Here is a 16,725-nt window from a genome sequence, read left to right as displayed (position 1 = left end):
CATTAGTTTCACTTATGTTATACGATTCTTTAGAGAAGAATACGGGTAACGGAGGGATTCGAAGATGAACTCTCGAATTTCGATCCAAGGTTCCTGTTATCATTTGATAAAATCGAGGTCATCATGATGGAAATCAATATGGAGTGGTATCGCGTCTTTTATTGGACTGCGCGGCTCGGCAGTTTATCGAGGGCAGCGGATCATCTGCATATCACCCAGCCAGCCGTCAGCCATACCGTTAAGCATTTGGAGGAAACGATCGGAGGTCCGCTATTCTTTCGGACCACCAAGGGAGTGAAACTCACGTCCGAGGGCGATGTGCTGTTTCGCTATATCGAGCAAGCCTTCGGTTTGATCGAAATCGGCGAGAAGGCGATCGCGGACATGCATAATTTGCACAGCGGCGAAATCAATATCGGGGCAAGCGATACGCTGTGCAAGTATTACCTGCTGCCTCATTTGGAGTATTTCCACGCCGCCTATCCGGATATTCGCATCCGCATCACCAACCGCACCACCCCGGAAACGCTGTCGCTTCTTAAGGAAGGGAAGATTGATTTCGGCATCGTCCATTTACCGGCTTCCGATAAACAAATCGACTTTCGCCCAAGCTCGCCGATCCATGATTGTTTAGTGGCTGGCAGGTCGTATGCGGAGCGGGCCGGATTACCGCACCCGTTGTCCCTTCACGATATCGGGAACTACCCGCTGCTTATGCTGGAGACTGGCGGAAGCACGAGGATGTACGTGGATCAATACGCCGAGCTCCAGGGCGTAAAGCTAAAACCGGAGTTCGAGCTTGGCAGCATCGAGCTGCTGGTACAGTTTGCCCGAAGCGGCTTCGGACTGGCTTTTGTCATTCGCGACTATGCCAAAGACGAAATGCAAACAGGCCAGCTGATCGAGGTGCCGCTCGATCCGCCGATTCCCGAGCGCAGCATCGGAATTGCAACGCTTCGAGGCATTCCGCTATCTGCAGCGGCCAAGTCGTTTCTCGCTCTACTGCCCTAGGCATGACCATCAAGCATAGCAGAAATAACCTGCATGAAACGCAGAGTAAGGCCATTTCTCATGTTTGATTTGGTGGCAACTCCTGTTTTGGCATATAATGAGAAAGAGTGAACAAGACTCGTTCGAAAAAACGCCTGCTGTACTTTCAATAAAGCAAACAAACTGCACGTAACGGAAGTTTCTCCAGCGATATCAGGCAGACGCGCTTTGGAATCATAGACTTCTGATATCTAAAAAAAGGATGGACTAACATATGACTGGAACTACATTTCATACATTAGGAATAGCGGAGGATTTGTCCTCCCGATTGGCGGAGTTCGGCATTGCCACGCCTTCTCCCGTTCAGGCTGAGGCGATTCCTCCCATACTCGAAGGCAAGGACGTGCTGGCGACTTCCCAGACGGGCACGGGAAAGACGCTTGCTTATTTGCTGCCCGTTCTTCAGGGCATCGATCCGGAGATCAAGGGAGCCCAGAAATTGATTCTCGCTCCGACGCAGGAGCTCGCCGTTCAGATCGTGAGAGAGAGCGAGCGCTACGGGGAAGCCCGCGGAATCGGCGTGCTCGGCCTGATCGGCGGTGCCGCGGCCAAGCGTCAGATTGAGAAGCTGCGGCTGCATCCGCAGCTGATCGTGGGAACGCCGGGACGCGTGCGGGAACTGATCGAAATCCGGAAGCTGAAAATGCACCAAGTGACCACGATCGTGGTTGACGAGGTGGACCAGGTGTTTAATCTGGGCGGCGCCGGCGATGTGGATCGCATCCTGCGCAGTGCCTTGCGCGACCGTCAATTGGTATTCTTATCCGCAACGGTGAGTCCGGAGACGGCCGAGCTCGTGAAGAAGGAGATGGATCAGCCCGTTGAAATCGGGATCGATCCGGAGCGTCGGACGCCGTCCGCGCTGGAGCATTATTATTTCGTCTCGGAAGAGCGCGACAAGCTGGACATGCTTCGCCGCGTGGTACGGCATTACAATCCCGACCGTGCGATCGTGTTCGTCAATGCCACCGAGGACTTGGCAGAGGTGGAGGCGAAGCTGAATTACCTTGGATTAAACGCAGCTGCCCTATACGGGGACGCCGACAAGATGACCCGGAGTCGGGTTTTGAACGCGTTTAGAGAAGGGCGCACCAAGCTTCTGGTGGCTAGCGATGTCGCCGCCCGGGGGCTCGATATTGAAGGGCTCGGCATGGTGATCAATTACGATCCGCCTATTGATGCCGAGCATTACACGCACCGCGCAGGCCGCACGGGACGCATGGGGCGGAGCGGCATGGCGATTACGCTTGTCACGGACCGTCAAACGTTCATCATGCGCAAGTTCAATCGCGAGCTGGGCATATCGATCGAAGAACGCGCCCTGTATGGCGGCAAGGTAAGAACCCCGCGTTCCGCTCCAACCGATCGGGGTCAAGGTCCCCGCGGGTCGGCTGCGGGGGCTGCCCGCAAAGACAAGCCTGCCCGAAAGCCCGCTTCCATCAGCGTCAATGGCAAGTCCGGAAACGGCAAGGCATCGGGCGAGCGTCAAAGTGAACGGGAGCGTGACCGCAAGAACAAGGGCGCTCCGAAATGGTTGAAGAACAAGCCTCCACGGGGCTAAAGCTGAGGCCTCCGCGAGCGTAGGGGCTTGCAGCGATGATGTTGTTTTTTGGGTCCGATTTATGCGGATTCGGTAAGGTCATCATCCGTGTGGATTGGACTCTTTTCAGAATAAGAGGTGATCGATAATGAGCGAACAGCCGGTATTGTCTGTTCAAGGATTAAGCGGCGGATATAGCATAAACCGACCGGTTCTGCATGACGTAACCTTTCAGGTGGAACCGGGGGAAATGGTAGGTTTGATCGGCCTGAACGGCGCGGGCAAGAGTACGACGATGAAGCATATCCTGGGTCTGATGAATCCGCAAAAGGGGATCATCCAGGTCCAGGGGAAGAGCCGCTCGGAGCATTCGGAAGCGTATCACAGCGCCTTGGCTTTCGTTCCCGAATCCCCGCTGCTGTATGAGGAAATGACGGTGCGCGAGCATTTGGAATTTACGGCTCGTTCCTACGGCGTGTCCCGCGAGGATTATGAGACGCGCTCGGCGCAGCTGTCGAAGATGTTCCGAATGGAAGAAAAGATGGACAGCCTGTCCACGCATTTGTCCAAGGGCATGCGCCAAAAAGTGATGATCATGTGCGCATTCGTCGCGAGACCGTCGCTGTACATCATCGACGAGCCCTTCCTTGGGCTTGATCCGCTCGGGATCCGCTCGCTGCTTGACTTTATGCTGGAATTGAAAGCATCCGGTGCTTCCGTATTGCTAAGCTCCCATATTCTCTCGACGATCGAGAATTATTGCGACCGGTTCATCGTGCTGCACCGCGGCAGCATCATTGCTCAGGGGACGCTGAAGGAAATCCAGGATCAAGCGGGAAGACCGGGCATGTCCCTGGAAGAGCTGTTCAATGTGCTGATTCAGGACGGTAAGGGCGAATGAATCTGCGTGAGCTGTATGTCAAACGACGCGGGCAGTTCTGGGGTGAAATCCTTCCCTATCTGGGTTATGTCATACAGAGCGGGGTCGCCGTCGTATTCCTGTTCCTGCTGATTGCATTCGCGGCATGGTATACCGCACTTCTGCAGCAAGTTCCGCCAGATCTGCCGATACGCTGGATCATGCTGATTTTCCTTGCGCCCCTCATGATCAACAGCAGCATTCGCACGTATCTGCGCACGGCGGATACGGTGTTCCTCATTCCGCTGGAATCCCGAATGAAGGAATATTTCCGCAAAGCATGGTTTAGCGGAGTCATATATAAAATCATCGGCTTGGGATTGGTCCTGCTCATTCTATGGCCTCTATACATACGCAGCGATGTTTCGCCAAAGACGCTGCTGGCTACGTTTGCTGTCCTGACCGTGTTCCAGCTGCTGTCCAGCTATGGCAGCTGGAAGGAGCAGCTTATGGTGTCACGGAACGCGGCAGCAGCCTATCGGGCACTCCGCTGGATCGTTCCGGCACTGAGCCTGGCTGCCTGGCTATGGCATCCAACGGGCCGTGCCCTCCTGTTCATGGCGCTGCTCGGCCTCACGTATGTTGCCGCGTTATCCGTTCCCGTCAAACACTTGGTCGCCTGGGAGCGATTAATCGCCGTTGAGCAGCGGCAGGCAAGCCGGGTTATGATGGTGCTGAGCTGGTTCGTGAATGTGCCTCAGCGGGAGCAGCGCGTCCATGCGCGGAAATGGCTGTCCGGATGGGGGAAAGGATTGGCGTGGAAGAAGGAGAGCGCCTATCGCTTTCTTCTTATCAAGAGCCTGACACGCAGCGATATTCTGGGCATTCTGATCCGTGTCGGACTGCTTGGAGCCTTTATCGTATGGGCCACCCGGGATAGCCTGGTATCTGCGCTTGTATATCTGATCAGCCTGATGATTGTCGGGCTCCAATTGTCTGCGCTGCGCAAGCTGCATCCGGAATCGTTCTGGCTGCACGTCTATCCGCTTCCGGAAGGAACTCGCCGCGACAATGAAGGCAAGCTGATCTTCCAGGTACAGCTGTTCTGGGCCGTACTGCTGTGGCTTCCGCTCGTTCCGGGCATCCTTAGCGCGCCAGGGCGGATACTCGGTACGATGGCTGCAGGCATCGCGATTGTGTTCCTGTTCCGAAGCGCCGCTGCCCGAAAGAGCCGGCGCGAAGACGATGACGACGACGAATAGAATATAACGGGAAGAGGCCGGGACGTTAGCGTCCCGGCCTTCTATCGGTGGTTATCGTATGGGTTAGGGTTGGCTGCAGAAATCGCAGTGCGTCGTCTGGCGACCTGCGATTTCTAGTATAGCTGTTATCTGGTTGTCATTACACCCAGAAAGAACGAGTGATGATAACGAGCAGGATAAAGAGAACCAGGATTGCTCCGACTCCGTATCCACCGCCGTATCCGCCGTATCCACCGTGTCTTACTTCTTCAACTGCACCCATGTTCATTCCCCTTTCAGTTCGATGATTTATAGTACACGGTATTGTATGTAGCTATTGGTCTATGTGTATGGGCGAGCGTTTAGATATGGCAGAAGAAAAAATAAAGACCGGGGAGAATTCCCGGTCTTTATTTTACCTAAACGTTTATATATTCGGATGCATGGATCATCAAGCCTTCTGCAGATCCTGAATCCCTTTGTAGACCAGGTCGAACAGATCCTCCAAATACTCCTCGTCAATACAAGAGAAGGCGATCCGGAGATCATGCTCGCCGAGGGCGATGGTTCCTACGCCATACTCATGAATGAGATGGGAGCGGAGCTCCTCGGCGTTTACCGTGTTCAGCTTAAGGCACATGAAGTAGCCGGAGTTGAACGGATAGTACTCCCAAACATCGCCGTATTTGCCGCTGTCGAGGATGGACTTCACTTTGTTGGCTCGGCCCTTCATGATGACGAATTTCTCTTCCTTCTGCTCGTGGAATTCCGGCGATTTCAGCGCCTCCAGAACAAAGGTCTGCGAAGGGTGGGAGGCACTGGATATCGTTGCGCGGATAATGCCGAGCGTTTTCTGCTCCAGAGCGTCCAGCACGTCTTTATCTTCAGCCGCATACGTAATGAAGCCGACCCGGAATCCCCATACGAATTCTTCCTTCGTAGCACCGTCGACTTTCACGGGAAGCACGCGAGGATGAAGGCCCGCCAGGCGTCCGAAGAGCGATTCCTTCAGCGAATCTTCAAAGAACAAGCCGAAATACGCATCATCCGTTACGACGACAACGTTCATGCCGGCCTCGGCAGCTTCCTGAATCGCGGACACGATGGCCGCACCTTCCTCCGCGCCGGGCGTGTAACCCGTCGGGTTGTTCGGGAAGTTCAGCAGAACGACGGCTTTGCCTTTATCCTTCTGGCTCAGCAGAGCCTGACGAAGTCCGTCGGCGTTAAATTTCATATCGTCCGTGAAGAGAGGATAGGTTACATGAATGCCATGGCGGCGAATGCCGAAGGTCAGCTCGTAATTTTCCCAGTTTTTGTCGGGATAAATGACGGCATCCCCTTCATCCACGAACAAATCGGCTACGATGCTAAGTCCATGCGTCAGCGCATTCGTGACGATCGGATTGCTGAAGCTCTTGCCTTCAAGCGAAGGATTCTCCTGGATCATCTTGTTCCGCCATACGGAGCGAAGCTCCGGCTTGCCGGCCGGAGGGGCATACGGGTACAGATCCTTCGGCTGGTATGCCGAAAGTTTGTCTTGGATGACGCCCAGATGCATCGGGATTCCGCCCTCGGTTGCAATGCCGATCGTAGCGTTATATTTTTTCGCATGGCTCGTCGCTTCCGCGGATTGACTCAGGATGCCTTCCTTCGGGAAGTAGATTTCCCTGCCGAGTGTGGAGAGCATGTCGTACACATGCGGATTGCCAGCTTGCATTTTTCCATTCAATTGACCAACCAATGGGTTCATGAACTGATTCCTTCCTTCCGAATACTTTTGGTTAAGGTAAGAGCAGGTGACAAGTTGCCTTTACGTTTTCATTGCCTAACATTATACCACCTACCCCAGGAACCGTCACGGATAAATGTAATGCTTTAACGCGGTCCAGGGTGATACTTGCAAATCAGTCCTGCCGTCTCCTCGTCCCGATTCTTGCCGCGGCATTCCAGGCCTTCGATGACGGCTTGGAGCCGATCGGGCTTCAGGTTCTGGCCGAACTTGAACTTGGCGCTCATTCGCTGCGGAGTCAGCCGGATGACGGCTACCCCTTTCAGCCTGGAGATATAAGCCCGGTCGTTCGCGTCGATGGCGCGGTATCCGCCTTCAGGCTGCAGCTTTTGCATCAGCTCTTCCATCGCAAGCGCTTTTTCCTCCAGATCGTCTACGATCACGGCCTCGCCGATAGCGGTTACGCTTTTGAAATAGGCCGTGGCCGGGCATGCCATCTCGGGGTCGGAGAAATAGGAAGGGATGAGGGCATACTCATCCGCAATGGTGAAGCATACGGCGGGCGTCCGGCGGAGATGGTCCATTTTCTCACCCATCCGGCTGCCGTGAAAATAGAACGCTCCGTTGACATAGGCAAAATTCAAAGGCGTTACACGCGGGATTCCCTCTTCATCGGCTGTTCCAAGGAAACCAAAGCTCATCCCGCGAAGGAAGTCCTCGATCTCTTGGGGATCCTCCATCGCAAATTCGTCTCTTCTCATGGTTACATGCTCCCCCTATCATTTTGAATAACAGCATACGATGTTCATTGACAAGGAAAAAGCGCCAATTTAGAGTAATTTGTATAGTCCAATTTGATCGTAATCCCAAAATAGAGGAGACATCGTCATGGAGCTTGGATTGCCGTTCGAGACCTATGTGGAACAATATCGATATAAATATTTGGCTCTGTACCACGCGATTCGCGCCGCGATTCATAGCGGCAAGCTGCCGGAAGGCACGAGGCTTCCCGCAACCCGCGAGCTGGCCAGGCTCTACGGGGTGTCCAGGGGATCGGCCGCGCAGTGTTATGACATGCTCATGGCCGAGGGCTACGTCGTATCCCGGCAGGGCAGCGGAACATACGTGGCCGAGGGAATAGCTGCCACGGCAGGCCAGCCGCCATTGGCCGAGCGGGCGCCGGCGCTCTCCGCTTGGGGGCAGCGACTGATGAGCCAGAGCGGGGAATATGTCTCGGCACAGCTGCTGCTGAAGGAGCCTCCCCCGGGTACGATCTCTTTCGCGAATGCGAGGATGCCCATGGAGGATTTCCCTTATTCGGAGTGGCGGAGCGCGTTATCCTATGCAGGCGGAAGCGGGGGAGCCGAGCTGCAGAACGGAGCGCCGCCGGAGGGGGATATCGAACTGCGCCGGGCGATAGCCGGACACCTCCGGTTCACGCGGGGCATACAGGCGGATCCCGAGCATATCGTGGTTTTCAGCGGTTCCATGCAGGGGCTTGTCCTGATGTTTCAGCTGCTGGTTGATCCCGGCGATCACGTGGTGATGGAGGATCCGGGTTATCAGGGAATCCACCGGGGCATAAGCTTGAGCGGCGGGATTCCGCTGCCGTCCCCTGTCGACGATGCCGGATTGATTCCGTGCGAATGGGACGCCGGCCTGCTTGTCGTAAGCCCCAGCCGTCAATACCCGACCGGCGCGGTGCTGCCGCTGGAGCGAAGAAGGGCGCTGCTGAATTGGGCGCGAAGCCGCCAGGCCTTCATTATCGAGGATGATTACGACAGCGAATTCCGCTGGGGCGGCAAGCCGATCGAACCTCTGAAAATGCTGGACGACGAGGGGCGCGTCATCTTTGTCGGTTCATTCTCCAAAACGATGTTCACCGGCCTCCGCATCGGTTATGCCGTGCTTCCCCCGAGCCTGGTTGAGGCGGTCGTTCAGGCCAAGGCTCTGTACGAGCCGATCTCGCCAGCCGTATTGGAGCAGCGTGCCTTGGCCCGCTTTATTGTAAGGGGAGGTTACGGGCGGCATCTCAGAAGAATGACCCGGCTGTACGGCGCGCGGTATGAGGCGCTTCGCCATGGGATGGAAACCCACGCCTCGGGCTTGTTTCGCCTTCACCCCGGCGATGCCGGCCTGCACGTTTACGCGAACTGGCTGCGCTCCGCGGAAGAGTACGCCCTGTTCCAGGAGGCTGCCCGCAAGCGCGGCGTCATGTTTCGGGATGCGGCGGCCTATCATCGTACGCCCGGGCCGCCTGCCGCCTGCTTCGGCTTCTCGCATCTCGGCATATCCAGCATCGAAGAAGGGGTTGCCCGGATGGCGCAGGCATGGCGGGACATGCAAAAAACATAAAAAACGGGTATGATGGGAAAGAGGTCAATTTTTGAATGAGATGAGGGGGTTATGACGAGATGCTGAATGCATCGCCGTCTTCGTTTATAATCATGCCTGCGCTTGCCAAAATCGTTTGCGAGCCGGGCTGGAAATGGCAAAAACGCGAAAGGCCCATGCAGAACTACGATTTGTTCTATGTATGGAGCGGCGAAGGCACGGTCGAGCTAAATGACGAGCCCTTTACCGTGGGAAAGGGAAGCTGCTTCCTGTTCCGACCCGGAGATCATACGAGCGCGACGCACAATCCGCAGAAGCCGCTCGTATTGACATATATCCATTTTGACGTGACCGACCCGGTCGAAGAGATTCCGGCATCTTATCGCAAGCTGACGGAAACGATGGATTTCGAATATTTGCTTGCACGCTATGTGCGTTTGTATCTGGACAAGCCCTATGGTTCACTGGAAGAGGGCCAGCTCATTCTGAAGCAGCTGATGATTCATCTGCTGCGCTCGGATCTGGATGCGCCGGTGGTCAAAAAAGCAAGCAATCAGCTGTCCGAGGCGATCCATGAAATCGCGAATTACGTCCGCCAGCACCCGGGGGTTCCCCATCGGGTCGAGGATTTGGCGGCCAGAGCGGGGTTGTCTCCCCGCTACTTCTCGATCAAGTTCAAGGAGCTGATCGGCACGCCGGTGCAATCCTATATCATTCAGATGCGGATCGAGCGGGCGCAGCATCTGCTGCTGCATCAAGGGATGAACGTAACGGAAGTGGCCGACGCGCTGGGTTATCGGGATATTTTCTTCTTCAGCCGACAATTTAAGCAGTATACGGGCAAGAGCCCATCCGAAATTCGGTGATTCCCCGCCCTTCCATAACTTACCTGCTTGGTGGAAGGGGCCTATGGGTTTCATAGCAAGCGATTTAGGGTAAAAACGACGTACAGTTTCATTTTAAGATATCAGAAAGTATAAATTCGAAGCATGAGCCTTCCTGATATCGCAAGAAAAACTTCCGCTAAATGCGGTCTGTCTTCTATGCGAGTACGTCGATAGACGTTTTTCTTATGAAGGGGGGAGAGGGGAATGAGCCCAAGAAGACGGGTGCGTGGACGTTTCTTCAGTCGTGGCGGCTGCGGTATTTTCAGAAATCGCTTGCGTCGCATGAAGACAACGAATCCGAATCATCAGGACGTTTGGTTTTAAAGGACCTTGGCCTACATACGGGTGACGTTGAATCCCGTTATCATATACGCATTTCGCTGGAAACACGCAAAAGGGAGCTGACAAGCTCCCTTTTTTTCGATATGTTTTGGAGTCCCCGCAAAGTATTTGGAATAAGCATCGAAGCATAGGCTCCGCTTTGTGGGGCTATTTAGTGGGTGCCTATACGGACAGGGAGTTTGTCTGATTACGTTGTAAAGGGATGCAGCTGCGATAGACTCTGTTGACATTGCAAACATTTGTTATATTGGGAATATACATAAAACGCTTAAGAGCAGAGCTCGAAAAAGTAAGAGATTAGGCATTTTGGATAAAGGAAGGATGTTGGCATGTGAGAGGAATAACGGCATCGGCGGTGATCCGGTGGTAACGGCGGGAGCAGGGAAGGTTGCGCTGGTCACGGGCGCGTCGAGCGGGTTCGGACTGCTGATCAGTCTGGAGCTGGCAAAAGCAGGTTATGACGTGGCCGCGGGTCTTCGCAGACCTGAGGCGGCGGCAGAGCTGTTGGCTCAGGCTGAACAAGCAGATGTTACCGGGCGTATTCACATCTTCCGACTGGATATATGTGCCGAGGAGCAGGTCAAGGCTGCTGCTTCGGCGCTGGAGCAGAAGTTCGGCCGCTTGGACGTGCTGGTGAACAACGCCGGCGAGGCGGTGGGCGGCATGGTGGAGGAAGTGCCGCTGGGGGGCTGGCGAAAGCAGATGGAGACGAATTTCTTCGGGACCGTATCGGTGACGCAGCATATGCTCCCGCTGCTGCGCAAGACCGGACGGTCCAAAATCATTCTCATGAGCAGCATTAGCGGCAGGGTCGGCTTTCCGGGTTATGGTCCCTATGCGGCGTCCAAATTTGCGTTGGAGGGGTTCGGCGAGAGCCTGTCCATGGAGTTGATGCCCTTTGGCATCGATGTCGTGCTGGTCCAGCCCGGTGCCTACGGCACGCCGATCTGGAATAAGAGTTTTGGGGAGCTGGCGGTCAAGGAAGGATCACCCTACAGCGGTCTGCTGAAGGGCGTGCTGGACTATTCCGAGCGGACGGCCAGGGAAAGCGGAGATCCGCAGGAGGTAGCCCGTCTTGTGGCAAGCATATCGTCCATGACCAAACCGAGGTTCCGCTATACGCTGCCCCGAGGCACGCGGCTGACCGCGCGGATCAAGGGACTGCTGCCGGATCGGCTGTTTCAGCGGATCATTTACCGGCTGCTGAGCAGGCGGTAATCCTTCATCCGTCGAATGTTTCATGGACTTAGCTTAAAGCGCATGCTTGGAAGCTGAAAGGAATTACCCTTTTCGGGCTGTGGAAGGGTGCAGCAAACCGAGCAGTTCTCCCATCTTCACCTTGGAGCCCGGTTCCAAGTCACCGCGGGGTGTAAACGTGCCGTTCTCCGTCAAGAGCACGACGGTAGAGCCGAATTCAAAGTACGCAAGTTCGTCGCCAATGTCGTATTTCTTCACGCTCTCGTCGGCATAACGGATGCTGCTTACGTTCATGGCTCCGACCTTCACGACCGCAACTTCGCCGAATTCATGGGCAATATAGGTAATGAGGCGCTCGTTGCGGCTGAGCACGTTCCGGATATGGGTCATCGCAAAATCGTTCACGGGGTATACCCGGCCCTTCAAATGCTCGCTTTCCGCTTGAATGCCGGTTACCGGGGAATGTATGCGATGATAGTCGGTGGGGCTTAAATACAATACGAATGCATAACCGTTGATATAATTCTCCATTCTCGGTGACTTGGCGAGCAGCTCGCTCAGGGTATAATCCTGTCCCTTGACGCTGAGGATGGTGCCGGCGTTGACGGCGCACATCGCCGAAATCGTGGCATCGACGGGGCTTACCATGGCATCGGCGGTGTCGTCTATGGCGCGGAGGCCTATTTTTAACCGGCGGGAAAAGAATTCGTTCAGCGAACGGTATTCGTGGATCTCCTTCTCCGCTTCATGCGCCGGGATTTGGTAGATTCGTATAAATGCAGGTATTAGATGACGGCTCAGCCGGCTGTGGGAACAATGCCCCATGATGCGGGACAGCCACTTGCGGGAGGACAGCTCGGTCATCAGACGCAGCAATTGTTTAGCCATGTCATTCTCCTTTGTGCATAGGTGTCGGCAATAAAACGTTGGTGGAAAAGCCAATCACTCTGATATTGACATAGAATGAGCCGGAAATCAATAAATAGCCATTTTTGAAAAAAGGTTCTTGCTAATTGGGGAACGAATGTGTATTTTAAGATTAACATGAAACCGAATAGGGAATACGGGGGCTTGAGTGAATCAGGCTGAGATTGCAGCTGCTATCCGCTGTTGACCGTTAATCTGAACTGGGTAATGCCAGCGTAGAGAATATCCGACCCTGCCTACATAGGGCCTATTTTTCCGTCTGCGCGTTTTTCCAGACGGTTTTTTGTTGTGTTTATACAAAAATAGCGGTGGAGAGGGGAATGTGTTGTTATGGGAACGTCAGTGCAAGAGAAATTGGGGGTACAGCCTAGAAAAGGGCTGCGTTTAAGCGATATTTTGGTGACGGTGCTGGTATCGCTGGTGCTTGGCGTCATTTATCACTTCTGGGGATCGGTTTACAATCTGCTGAAACCGCTGTTCTTCGAAGCGGATGAACTGTTATACGGCATGTGGTTCGCAGCGGCCACGCTCGCTTACCTGCTGATCCGCAAGCCGGGAGTGGCCATCATCGCGGAGGTGGCGGCGGCCCACGTGGAAGTGCTGTTCGGGAGCGGCTGGGGACTGACGCTGCTGCTGTACGGTCTCATTCAAGGGCTGGGCGCGGAATTGGTATTCGCGGCGTTCCGTTACCGGAGCACCTCGGCGTGGACGGTGGCGATTGCCGGGGCCGGCGCGGCGGTCGGCTCGATGGTGATGGACTTCTATTACAGTTATACCGATGATCTGCAGACCTGGATGTTCCTCGCCAAGTATGGCATGCGGATTCTCAGCGGCGCCGTCATTGCCGGCTTGCTCATGCTGCTGCTGGCCAAAGCGTTGGACCGTACGGGCGTCACATCCCTGCTGCGCCCTGCGTCCAAGAAGGATTATGAAGCACTGGATGATCCGCGCCATGTCTAAAACCGCCGCCCGCTTGGTTTCGTCTTCAACCGCCGAGGTGGTTACGGAGCAGGCCGTGCATGTGGAGGGATTGCGCCTGAAGTATCCGGGCGAGGAGCGTTTGATGTTTAAGGACTTGTCCTTCTCGGCTGCCCGCGGGGAAAAGGTGCTGCTGCTCGGTCCGAGCGGCTGCGGCAAATCCACGCTGCTTCAGGTGCTTAGCGGGATGATTCCCCGCGCCACGGAGGTGCCGATGAAATGCGAAGCCCAGCTGGTGCCTCGCTCTTGGGGGTATGTATTTCAAGATCCGGATACCCAGTTCTGCATGCCGTACGTGGATGAAGAGCTGGCCTTCGTGCTGGAGAACCTCAGCGTTCCCCGCGACGAGATGAAGGAGCGAATGCAAGCCGTCCTGCATGAGGTTGGGCTTGACCTTCAGGAGCTGCATATGCCGATCGGTCATCTGTCGCAGGGGATGAAGCAGAGGCTTGCGCTGGCTTCGGCCCTTCTGCTGGAGCCGGAGGTGCTGTTCCTCGATGAGCCGTCCGCCCTGCTCGACCCGGAAGGCAGGGAGCAAATCTGGTCAGCGGTGAAGGCCGTATCGGAAGGGCGTACGCTGATTATCGTGGAGCACCGGATTGAAGAAATGGCCCAATACGTGGACCGCGTGGTGCTGTTCACCCCGGATGGCGCCATTCTGGGCGATGGTCCGCCGGCAGCGATATTCGCCGAGTATGCGCGCGAGCTTCAGGCGTATGGCATCTGGTATCCCGGCGTATGGGAGGATTATGCGGAGTCTCGGGCAGGACGGAAGCTGTTTGCTCCGGTAGACGCGCCAGGCGATGAGCTGGGAAGTCTCATACCTGAGGCAGACTCATCGTATGCCCACCTTGGGGAGCCTGTCATTCGGTTAGATGATTTCCGGGGACTGCGATGGGAGAAACCGGTCGTCTCTCTTCCTTCGGCTGAGGTATACCCCGGAGATTTCATTGCGGTGATCGGGCCGAACGGCGCAGGCAAAAGCTCGCTGCTGCTCAGTTTGATGGGGCTCCTGCGTGCCGAAGGGACCTATGTGCTCTGCGGGGAGGAGGTCATCCAGGGCAAGCGCAGGAAAGTGCGGAAGAAGAGAGAGCGGCAGCTTCGCCCAATCGGATTCGTGTTTCAGAATCCGGAGCTTCAGTTTCTGACGGAACGTATCGGCGATGAGGTGATGTACTCGCTGCTGGTGGACCATATGCCGCCGGATGAAGCGAAGGCACGGACCGACCGCTGCCTGGAACGCTTTGGGCTGGACGGCATGGATAACAGGCACCCGTACCAGCTGTCGACAGGCCAGAAGCGCCGGCTGAGCGTTGCCACGGCCATGGCAAGGCAGCCGGCCGTCCTGCTCCTGGATGAACCGACCTTCGGACAGGATGCGCGGAACACGTTCGCGATTCTGGAGATGTGCGAACGGCTGCGCCGCGCCGGAACCGCCATTCTCATGGTGACCCATGAAATGGAGATCGCGCAGCGGGCGGCCACGCACATCTGGGAGATTCGGGAGGGGCGGTTGACGTCAAGTTTGCCTTCCCCGCGCTGGTGTAGCGGGACGGAATCCGGAGGGGAGACGGGCAAAGCGAATCACGCCGATGCGTCGCGGGATACGCTGGCTGCATCCGGTCATCTCCATACGGGGGTGAACGCATGAATATATGGAATCCTGTGCGGATCACTTGGCTGCACCGGGCGAATCCGGTGGTGAAGCTGGGACTGATCTGTGCGCTGTTTTTTATGACGGTGCTGACCCATGATCTTGATTTTGTCATGTATCAGGCCTTTATCTTTATGATTTGCCTCGTGGTGCTCAGCGGGGTGAAGCCGTGGAAGATGCTGTTGTTCTTCATTCCGTTCCTGCTTGCCTTTATATCGTCCGCCTCTTCCATGATGCTGTTCGGTAAGGGGGAGACGATCTGGTGGGAATGGGGATTGTTCCGGGTATCGGAAGAAAGCTTCTATCGGGGGCTGCATCTGGGCTTTAAGGGGATTGCCTTTGCATCGGAGGGGCTGCTGCTCGTCACGACAACGTCCTCGGTGGATTTGTTCTACAGCCTGATGCAGAAGCTGAGGCTTGCGCCGAAGTATGCGTACAGCTTCATGGCCTCGATCCGGCTGCTGCCCATGGTCTGGGAGGAATATGTGATCCGCCGCCAGGCTTTGAAGGTACGGGGAGTCCGCCCGATTCGGGGAGTTCGCGGCATGGTGAACCGCGCAGGCATGTATGTGGTGCCGCTGCTGGCGCAAAGCATCCGCCGGGCACACCGGGTGGCTGCTGCGATGGAGGCGAAGCAATTTGACGGGGACCGGGCGAAGGCCCGAACGTATTATTACCCGTCACGATATTCCCGCTACGATCTTCTGGTCGTCGGTTTACTGGCAGCCGCCGCCTGCTGCGCCTATATTGCGGCCGGATATTTTCCTTGGTTCGGCATTGGCGACGTGCGGTTTGATTAAACGGTTGTTCTCTGGATAAAGAGCCTGCTTACGGCTTGTAAGCAGGCTCTTTTTTTATAGAAAACTCTGGATTTTATACTGATTGAGGCGTTATAATACTAATGGTACCGATGAAGTATTTTCAGTACCAAAAGGAGGGTTTGGTCACTTGCGCGAGCGAATATTGAATGAAACGATCCGTTTGATTCAGCGGCAGGGGTTTACGTTTACGGTCAGTGATCTGGCCCGCGGCCTTGCGATTAGCAAACGGACGATATATGAGCATTTTTCATCCAAGGAAGAAATCGTTGAGCATATCATTGACGGGATGATTCGTCACATCCAGCAGCGCGAACGCGAAATTGCGGCGGACGAGACACTTACCGTTCTGGAGAAAATCCATCAGATCCTGATCTGCCTGCCTCAGGAGATGGAGAAGATGGATTTGGGGATGCTGCCGGATCTGAAGCGGTCGCATTATCCGCAGTGGGAGAAGCTGGACACCTTTTTCCGAGAAGAATGGGGCATTGTCACCGAGCTGATGGAGCAGGGCATGGCCGAGGGCAGCATCAAACGGATTCATATGCCGCTGTTCATCGACCTGTACCTTGGGTCGCTCCATCAGATTTACGATTCGAGGGCGACGGTGAAGCATCAACTGCCGCTGGGGGAGCTGCTGCAGTCCGTCATGGATATTTTATTGTTCGGCATTGCCGCTGAGAAACGGAAGGGGTCTTGAGATTATGCATTGGGTCTATCTAAGTTTGGCTATTCTGTTCGAGGTGGCGGGCACGCTGAACATGAAGCTGTCGGAAGGATTCAGCAAACCGCTGCCAAGCGTGCTGCTGGTCGTGTTCTATATTTGCAGCTTGAGCTTCCTGACATTGAGCCTGAAGCAGATTGAAATATCCGTGGCTTACGCGATCTGGTCGGGACTCGGCATCATGATCATTACGCTGATCGGTTACATGTTCTTTGCGGAGCAGATCAACGGGCTCAAGGTATTCTCGATTCTGCTGATCATCGCAGGGGTCGTGCTGCTCAATTTATCCGGCAGCGCGCATGCGCAGGAGCAACCGAAGACGCACCAGTCCGGTCATTAAGGACGGTATCATGAAATGATTTTCGCTTAAGGGCCGTACCCGTTACGGCTCTTGTTCTGCTGCAATAATGTACTATGCCCCGCTTCGCGTCCGGCTCTATAATGA

16 protein-coding genes and 1 riboswitch are annotated in these 16,725 nt (G+C 55.3%); of the genes, 12 read left to right on the top strand and 4 right to left on the bottom strand.

Annotated features, from left to right (window positions below):
- Nucleotides 1–126 precede the first annotated feature (126 nt).
- The 4 genes from MHH82_RS27655 to MHH82_RS27640 all read left to right on the top strand — a co-directional run bounded on the left by MHH82_RS27655 (nt 127) and on the right by MHH82_RS27640 (nt 4,711).
- Complete coding sequence (locus MHH82_RS27655; protein ID WP_340970174.1) at nt 127–1,011, top strand: LysR family transcriptional regulator; 885 nt, start codon at nt 127–129, stop codon at nt 1,009–1,011.
- Between the two features lie 253 nt (nt 1,012–1,264).
- A complete protein-coding gene (locus MHH82_RS27650; RefSeq protein ID WP_015737391.1) occupies nt 1,265–2,611 on the top strand; it encodes a DEAD/DEAH box helicase in 1,347 nt (448 codons plus the stop codon).
- A 127-nt stretch (nt 2,612–2,738) separates the two neighbouring features.
- Nucleotides 2,739–3,491, top strand: coding sequence for an ABC transporter ATP-binding protein (locus MHH82_RS27645; protein ID WP_015737390.1), 753 nt, complete (start codon nt 2,739–2,741; stop codon nt 3,489–3,491).
- Nucleotides 3,488–4,711, top strand: a complete 1,224-nt coding sequence (locus tag MHH82_RS27640; protein WP_340968842.1) for an ABC transporter permease — start codon at nt 3,488–3,490, stop codon at nt 4,709–4,711. The genes MHH82_RS27645 and MHH82_RS27640 overlap by 4 nt, the downstream gene beginning before the upstream one ends.
- A gap of 139 nt (nt 4,712–4,850) precedes the next feature.
- Here the strand turns inward: MHH82_RS27640 and MHH82_RS27635 are convergent, their stop codons facing one another.
- The 3 genes from MHH82_RS27635 to MHH82_RS27625 form a co-directional block, all read right to left on the bottom strand.
- Nucleotides 4,851–4,973, bottom strand: coding sequence for a hypothetical protein (locus tag MHH82_RS27635; protein ID WP_009592125.1), 123 nt, complete (start codon nt 4,971–4,973; stop codon nt 4,851–4,853).
- A gap of 168 nt (nt 4,974–5,141) precedes the next feature.
- The gene (locus MHH82_RS27630; RefSeq protein WP_009592117.1) at nt 5,142–6,440 is read right to left on the bottom strand and encodes an aminotransferase class I/II-fold pyridoxal phosphate-dependent enzyme; all 1,299 of its coding nucleotides are present in this window, start codon (nt 6,438–6,440) and stop codon (nt 5,142–5,144) included.
- Between the two features lie 125 nt (nt 6,441–6,565).
- Entirely contained in the window at nt 6,566–7,180 is a 615-nt protein-coding gene (locus MHH82_RS27625) for a pyridoxamine 5'-phosphate oxidase family protein (protein WP_340968839.1), read from the bottom strand.
- A 127-nt stretch (nt 7,181–7,307) separates the two neighbouring features.
- Here MHH82_RS27625 and pdxR point away from each other — a divergent pair, with 127 nt between their 5' ends.
- The 3 genes from pdxR to MHH82_RS27610 all read left to right on the top strand — a co-directional run bounded on the left by pdxR (nt 7,308) and on the right by MHH82_RS27610 (nt 11,200).
- Nucleotides 7,308–8,774, top strand: a complete 1,467-nt coding sequence (gene pdxR / locus MHH82_RS27620; protein WP_015737387.1) for a MocR-like pyridoxine biosynthesis transcription factor PdxR — start codon at nt 7,308–7,310, stop codon at nt 8,772–8,774.
- A 59-nt stretch (nt 8,775–8,833) separates the two neighbouring features.
- On the top strand, nt 8,834–9,619 hold the full coding sequence (locus MHH82_RS27615) for a helix-turn-helix domain-containing protein (RefSeq protein ID WP_009594561.1): 786 nt from the start codon (nt 8,834–8,836) through the stop codon (nt 9,617–9,619).
- Between the two features lie 684 nt (nt 9,620–10,303).
- Nucleotides 10,304–11,200: an SDR family oxidoreductase gene (locus MHH82_RS27610; RefSeq protein WP_340970171.1), complete on the top strand. Its 897-nt coding sequence runs from the start codon at nt 10,304–10,306 to the stop codon at nt 11,198–11,200.
- Between the two features lie 63 nt (nt 11,201–11,263).
- Here MHH82_RS27610 and asd read toward each other — a convergent pair whose 3' ends face one another.
- Nucleotides 11,264–12,067 (bottom strand): archaetidylserine decarboxylase, encoded by an 804-nt coding sequence (asd, locus tag MHH82_RS27605; protein WP_015737385.1) that lies wholly within the window; start codon nt 12,065–12,067, stop codon nt 11,264–11,266.
- Nucleotides 12,068–12,232: 165 nt separating this feature from the next.
- Nucleotides 12,233–12,345, top strand: a riboswitch (TPP riboswitch).
- Nucleotides 12,346–12,436: 91 nt separating this feature from the next.
- On the opposite strand from asd, the gene MHH82_RS27600 reads away from it, so the two are divergent.
- From MHH82_RS27600 to MHH82_RS27580, 5 genes are all read left to right on the top strand, one after another.
- Nucleotides 12,437–13,066: an ECF transporter S component gene (locus MHH82_RS27600; RefSeq protein ID WP_015737384.1), complete on the top strand. Its 630-nt coding sequence runs from the start codon at nt 12,437–12,439 to the stop codon at nt 13,064–13,066.
- The gene (locus MHH82_RS27595; protein ID WP_340968834.1) at nt 13,059–14,735 is read left to right on the top strand and encodes an ABC transporter ATP-binding protein; all 1,677 of its coding nucleotides are present in this window, start codon (nt 13,059–13,061) and stop codon (nt 14,733–14,735) included. Before MHH82_RS27600 ends, MHH82_RS27595 begins: the two co-directional genes overlap by 8 nt.
- On the top strand, nt 14,732–15,538 hold the full coding sequence (locus tag MHH82_RS27590) for an energy-coupling factor transporter transmembrane component T family protein (RefSeq protein WP_192570610.1): 807 nt from the start codon (nt 14,732–14,734) through the stop codon (nt 15,536–15,538). The genes MHH82_RS27595 and MHH82_RS27590 overlap by 4 nt, the downstream gene beginning before the upstream one ends.
- A 148-nt stretch (nt 15,539–15,686) precedes the next feature.
- The gene (locus MHH82_RS27585) at nt 15,687–16,256 is read left to right on the top strand and encodes a TetR/AcrR family transcriptional regulator (RefSeq protein ID WP_009594579.1); all 570 of its coding nucleotides are present in this window, start codon (nt 15,687–15,689) and stop codon (nt 16,254–16,256) included.
- 4 nt (nt 16,257–16,260) lie between these two features.
- Entirely contained in the window at nt 16,261–16,620 is a 360-nt protein-coding gene (locus tag MHH82_RS27580) for a DMT family transporter (RefSeq protein WP_009594607.1), read from the top strand.
- Nucleotides 16,621–16,725 lie beyond the last annotated feature (105 nt).

The organism is Bacillus sp. FSL K6-6540 (genome assembly GCF_038007545.1).
The sequence above is the reverse complement of the archived record's forward strand: the minus strand, read 5'-3'. Positions and strand labels throughout refer to the sequence as shown.

Excerpts from the sequence above, each read along its gene's own strand:
- MHH82_RS27595 (WP_340968834.1), top strand. The coding sequence starts at position 13,059 with ATGTCTAAAACCGCCGCCCGCTTGGTTTCGTCTTCAACCGCCGAGGTG.
- MHH82_RS27655 (WP_340970174.1), top strand. The coding sequence starts at position 127 with ATGGAAATCAATATGGAGTGGTATCGCGTCTTTTATTGGACTGCGCGG.
- MHH82_RS27645 (WP_015737390.1), top strand. The coding sequence starts at position 2,739 with ATGAGCGAACAGCCGGTATTGTCTGTTCAAGGATTAAGCGGCGGATAT.
- asd (WP_015737385.1), bottom strand. The coding sequence starts at position 12,067 with ATGGCTAAACAATTGCTGCGTCTGATGACCGAGCTGTCCTCCCGCAAG.
- pdxR (WP_015737387.1), top strand. The coding sequence starts at position 7,308 with ATGGAGCTTGGATTGCCGTTCGAGACCTATGTGGAACAATATCGATAT.
- MHH82_RS27640 (WP_340968842.1), top strand. The coding sequence starts at position 3,488 with ATGAATCTGCGTGAGCTGTATGTCAAACGACGCGGGCAGTTCTGGGGT.
- MHH82_RS27580 (WP_009594607.1), top strand. The coding sequence starts at position 16,261 with ATGCATTGGGTCTATCTAAGTTTGGCTATTCTGTTCGAGGTGGCGGGC.
- MHH82_RS27590 (WP_192570610.1), top strand. The coding sequence starts at position 14,732 with ATGAATATATGGAATCCTGTGCGGATCACTTGGCTGCACCGGGCGAAT.
- MHH82_RS27625 (WP_340968839.1), bottom strand. The coding sequence starts at position 7,180 with ATGAGAAGAGACGAATTTGCGATGGAGGATCCCCAAGAGATCGAGGAC.
- MHH82_RS27610 (WP_340970171.1), top strand. The coding sequence starts at position 10,304 with ATGTTGGCATGTGAGAGGAATAACGGCATCGGCGGTGATCCGGTGGTA.
- MHH82_RS27650 (WP_015737391.1), top strand. The coding sequence starts at position 1,265 with ATGACTGGAACTACATTTCATACATTAGGAATAGCGGAGGATTTGTCC.
- MHH82_RS27600 (WP_015737384.1), top strand. The coding sequence starts at position 12,437 with ATGGGAACGTCAGTGCAAGAGAAATTGGGGGTACAGCCTAGAAAAGGG.
- MHH82_RS27630 (WP_009592117.1), bottom strand. The coding sequence starts at position 6,440 with ATGAACCCATTGGTTGGTCAATTGAATGGAAAAATGCAAGCTGGCAAT.
- MHH82_RS27635 (WP_009592125.1), bottom strand. The coding sequence starts at position 4,973 with ATGGGTGCAGTTGAAGAAGTAAGACACGGTGGATACGGCGGATACGGC.
- MHH82_RS27615 (WP_009594561.1), top strand. The coding sequence starts at position 8,834 with ATGCTGAATGCATCGCCGTCTTCGTTTATAATCATGCCTGCGCTTGCC.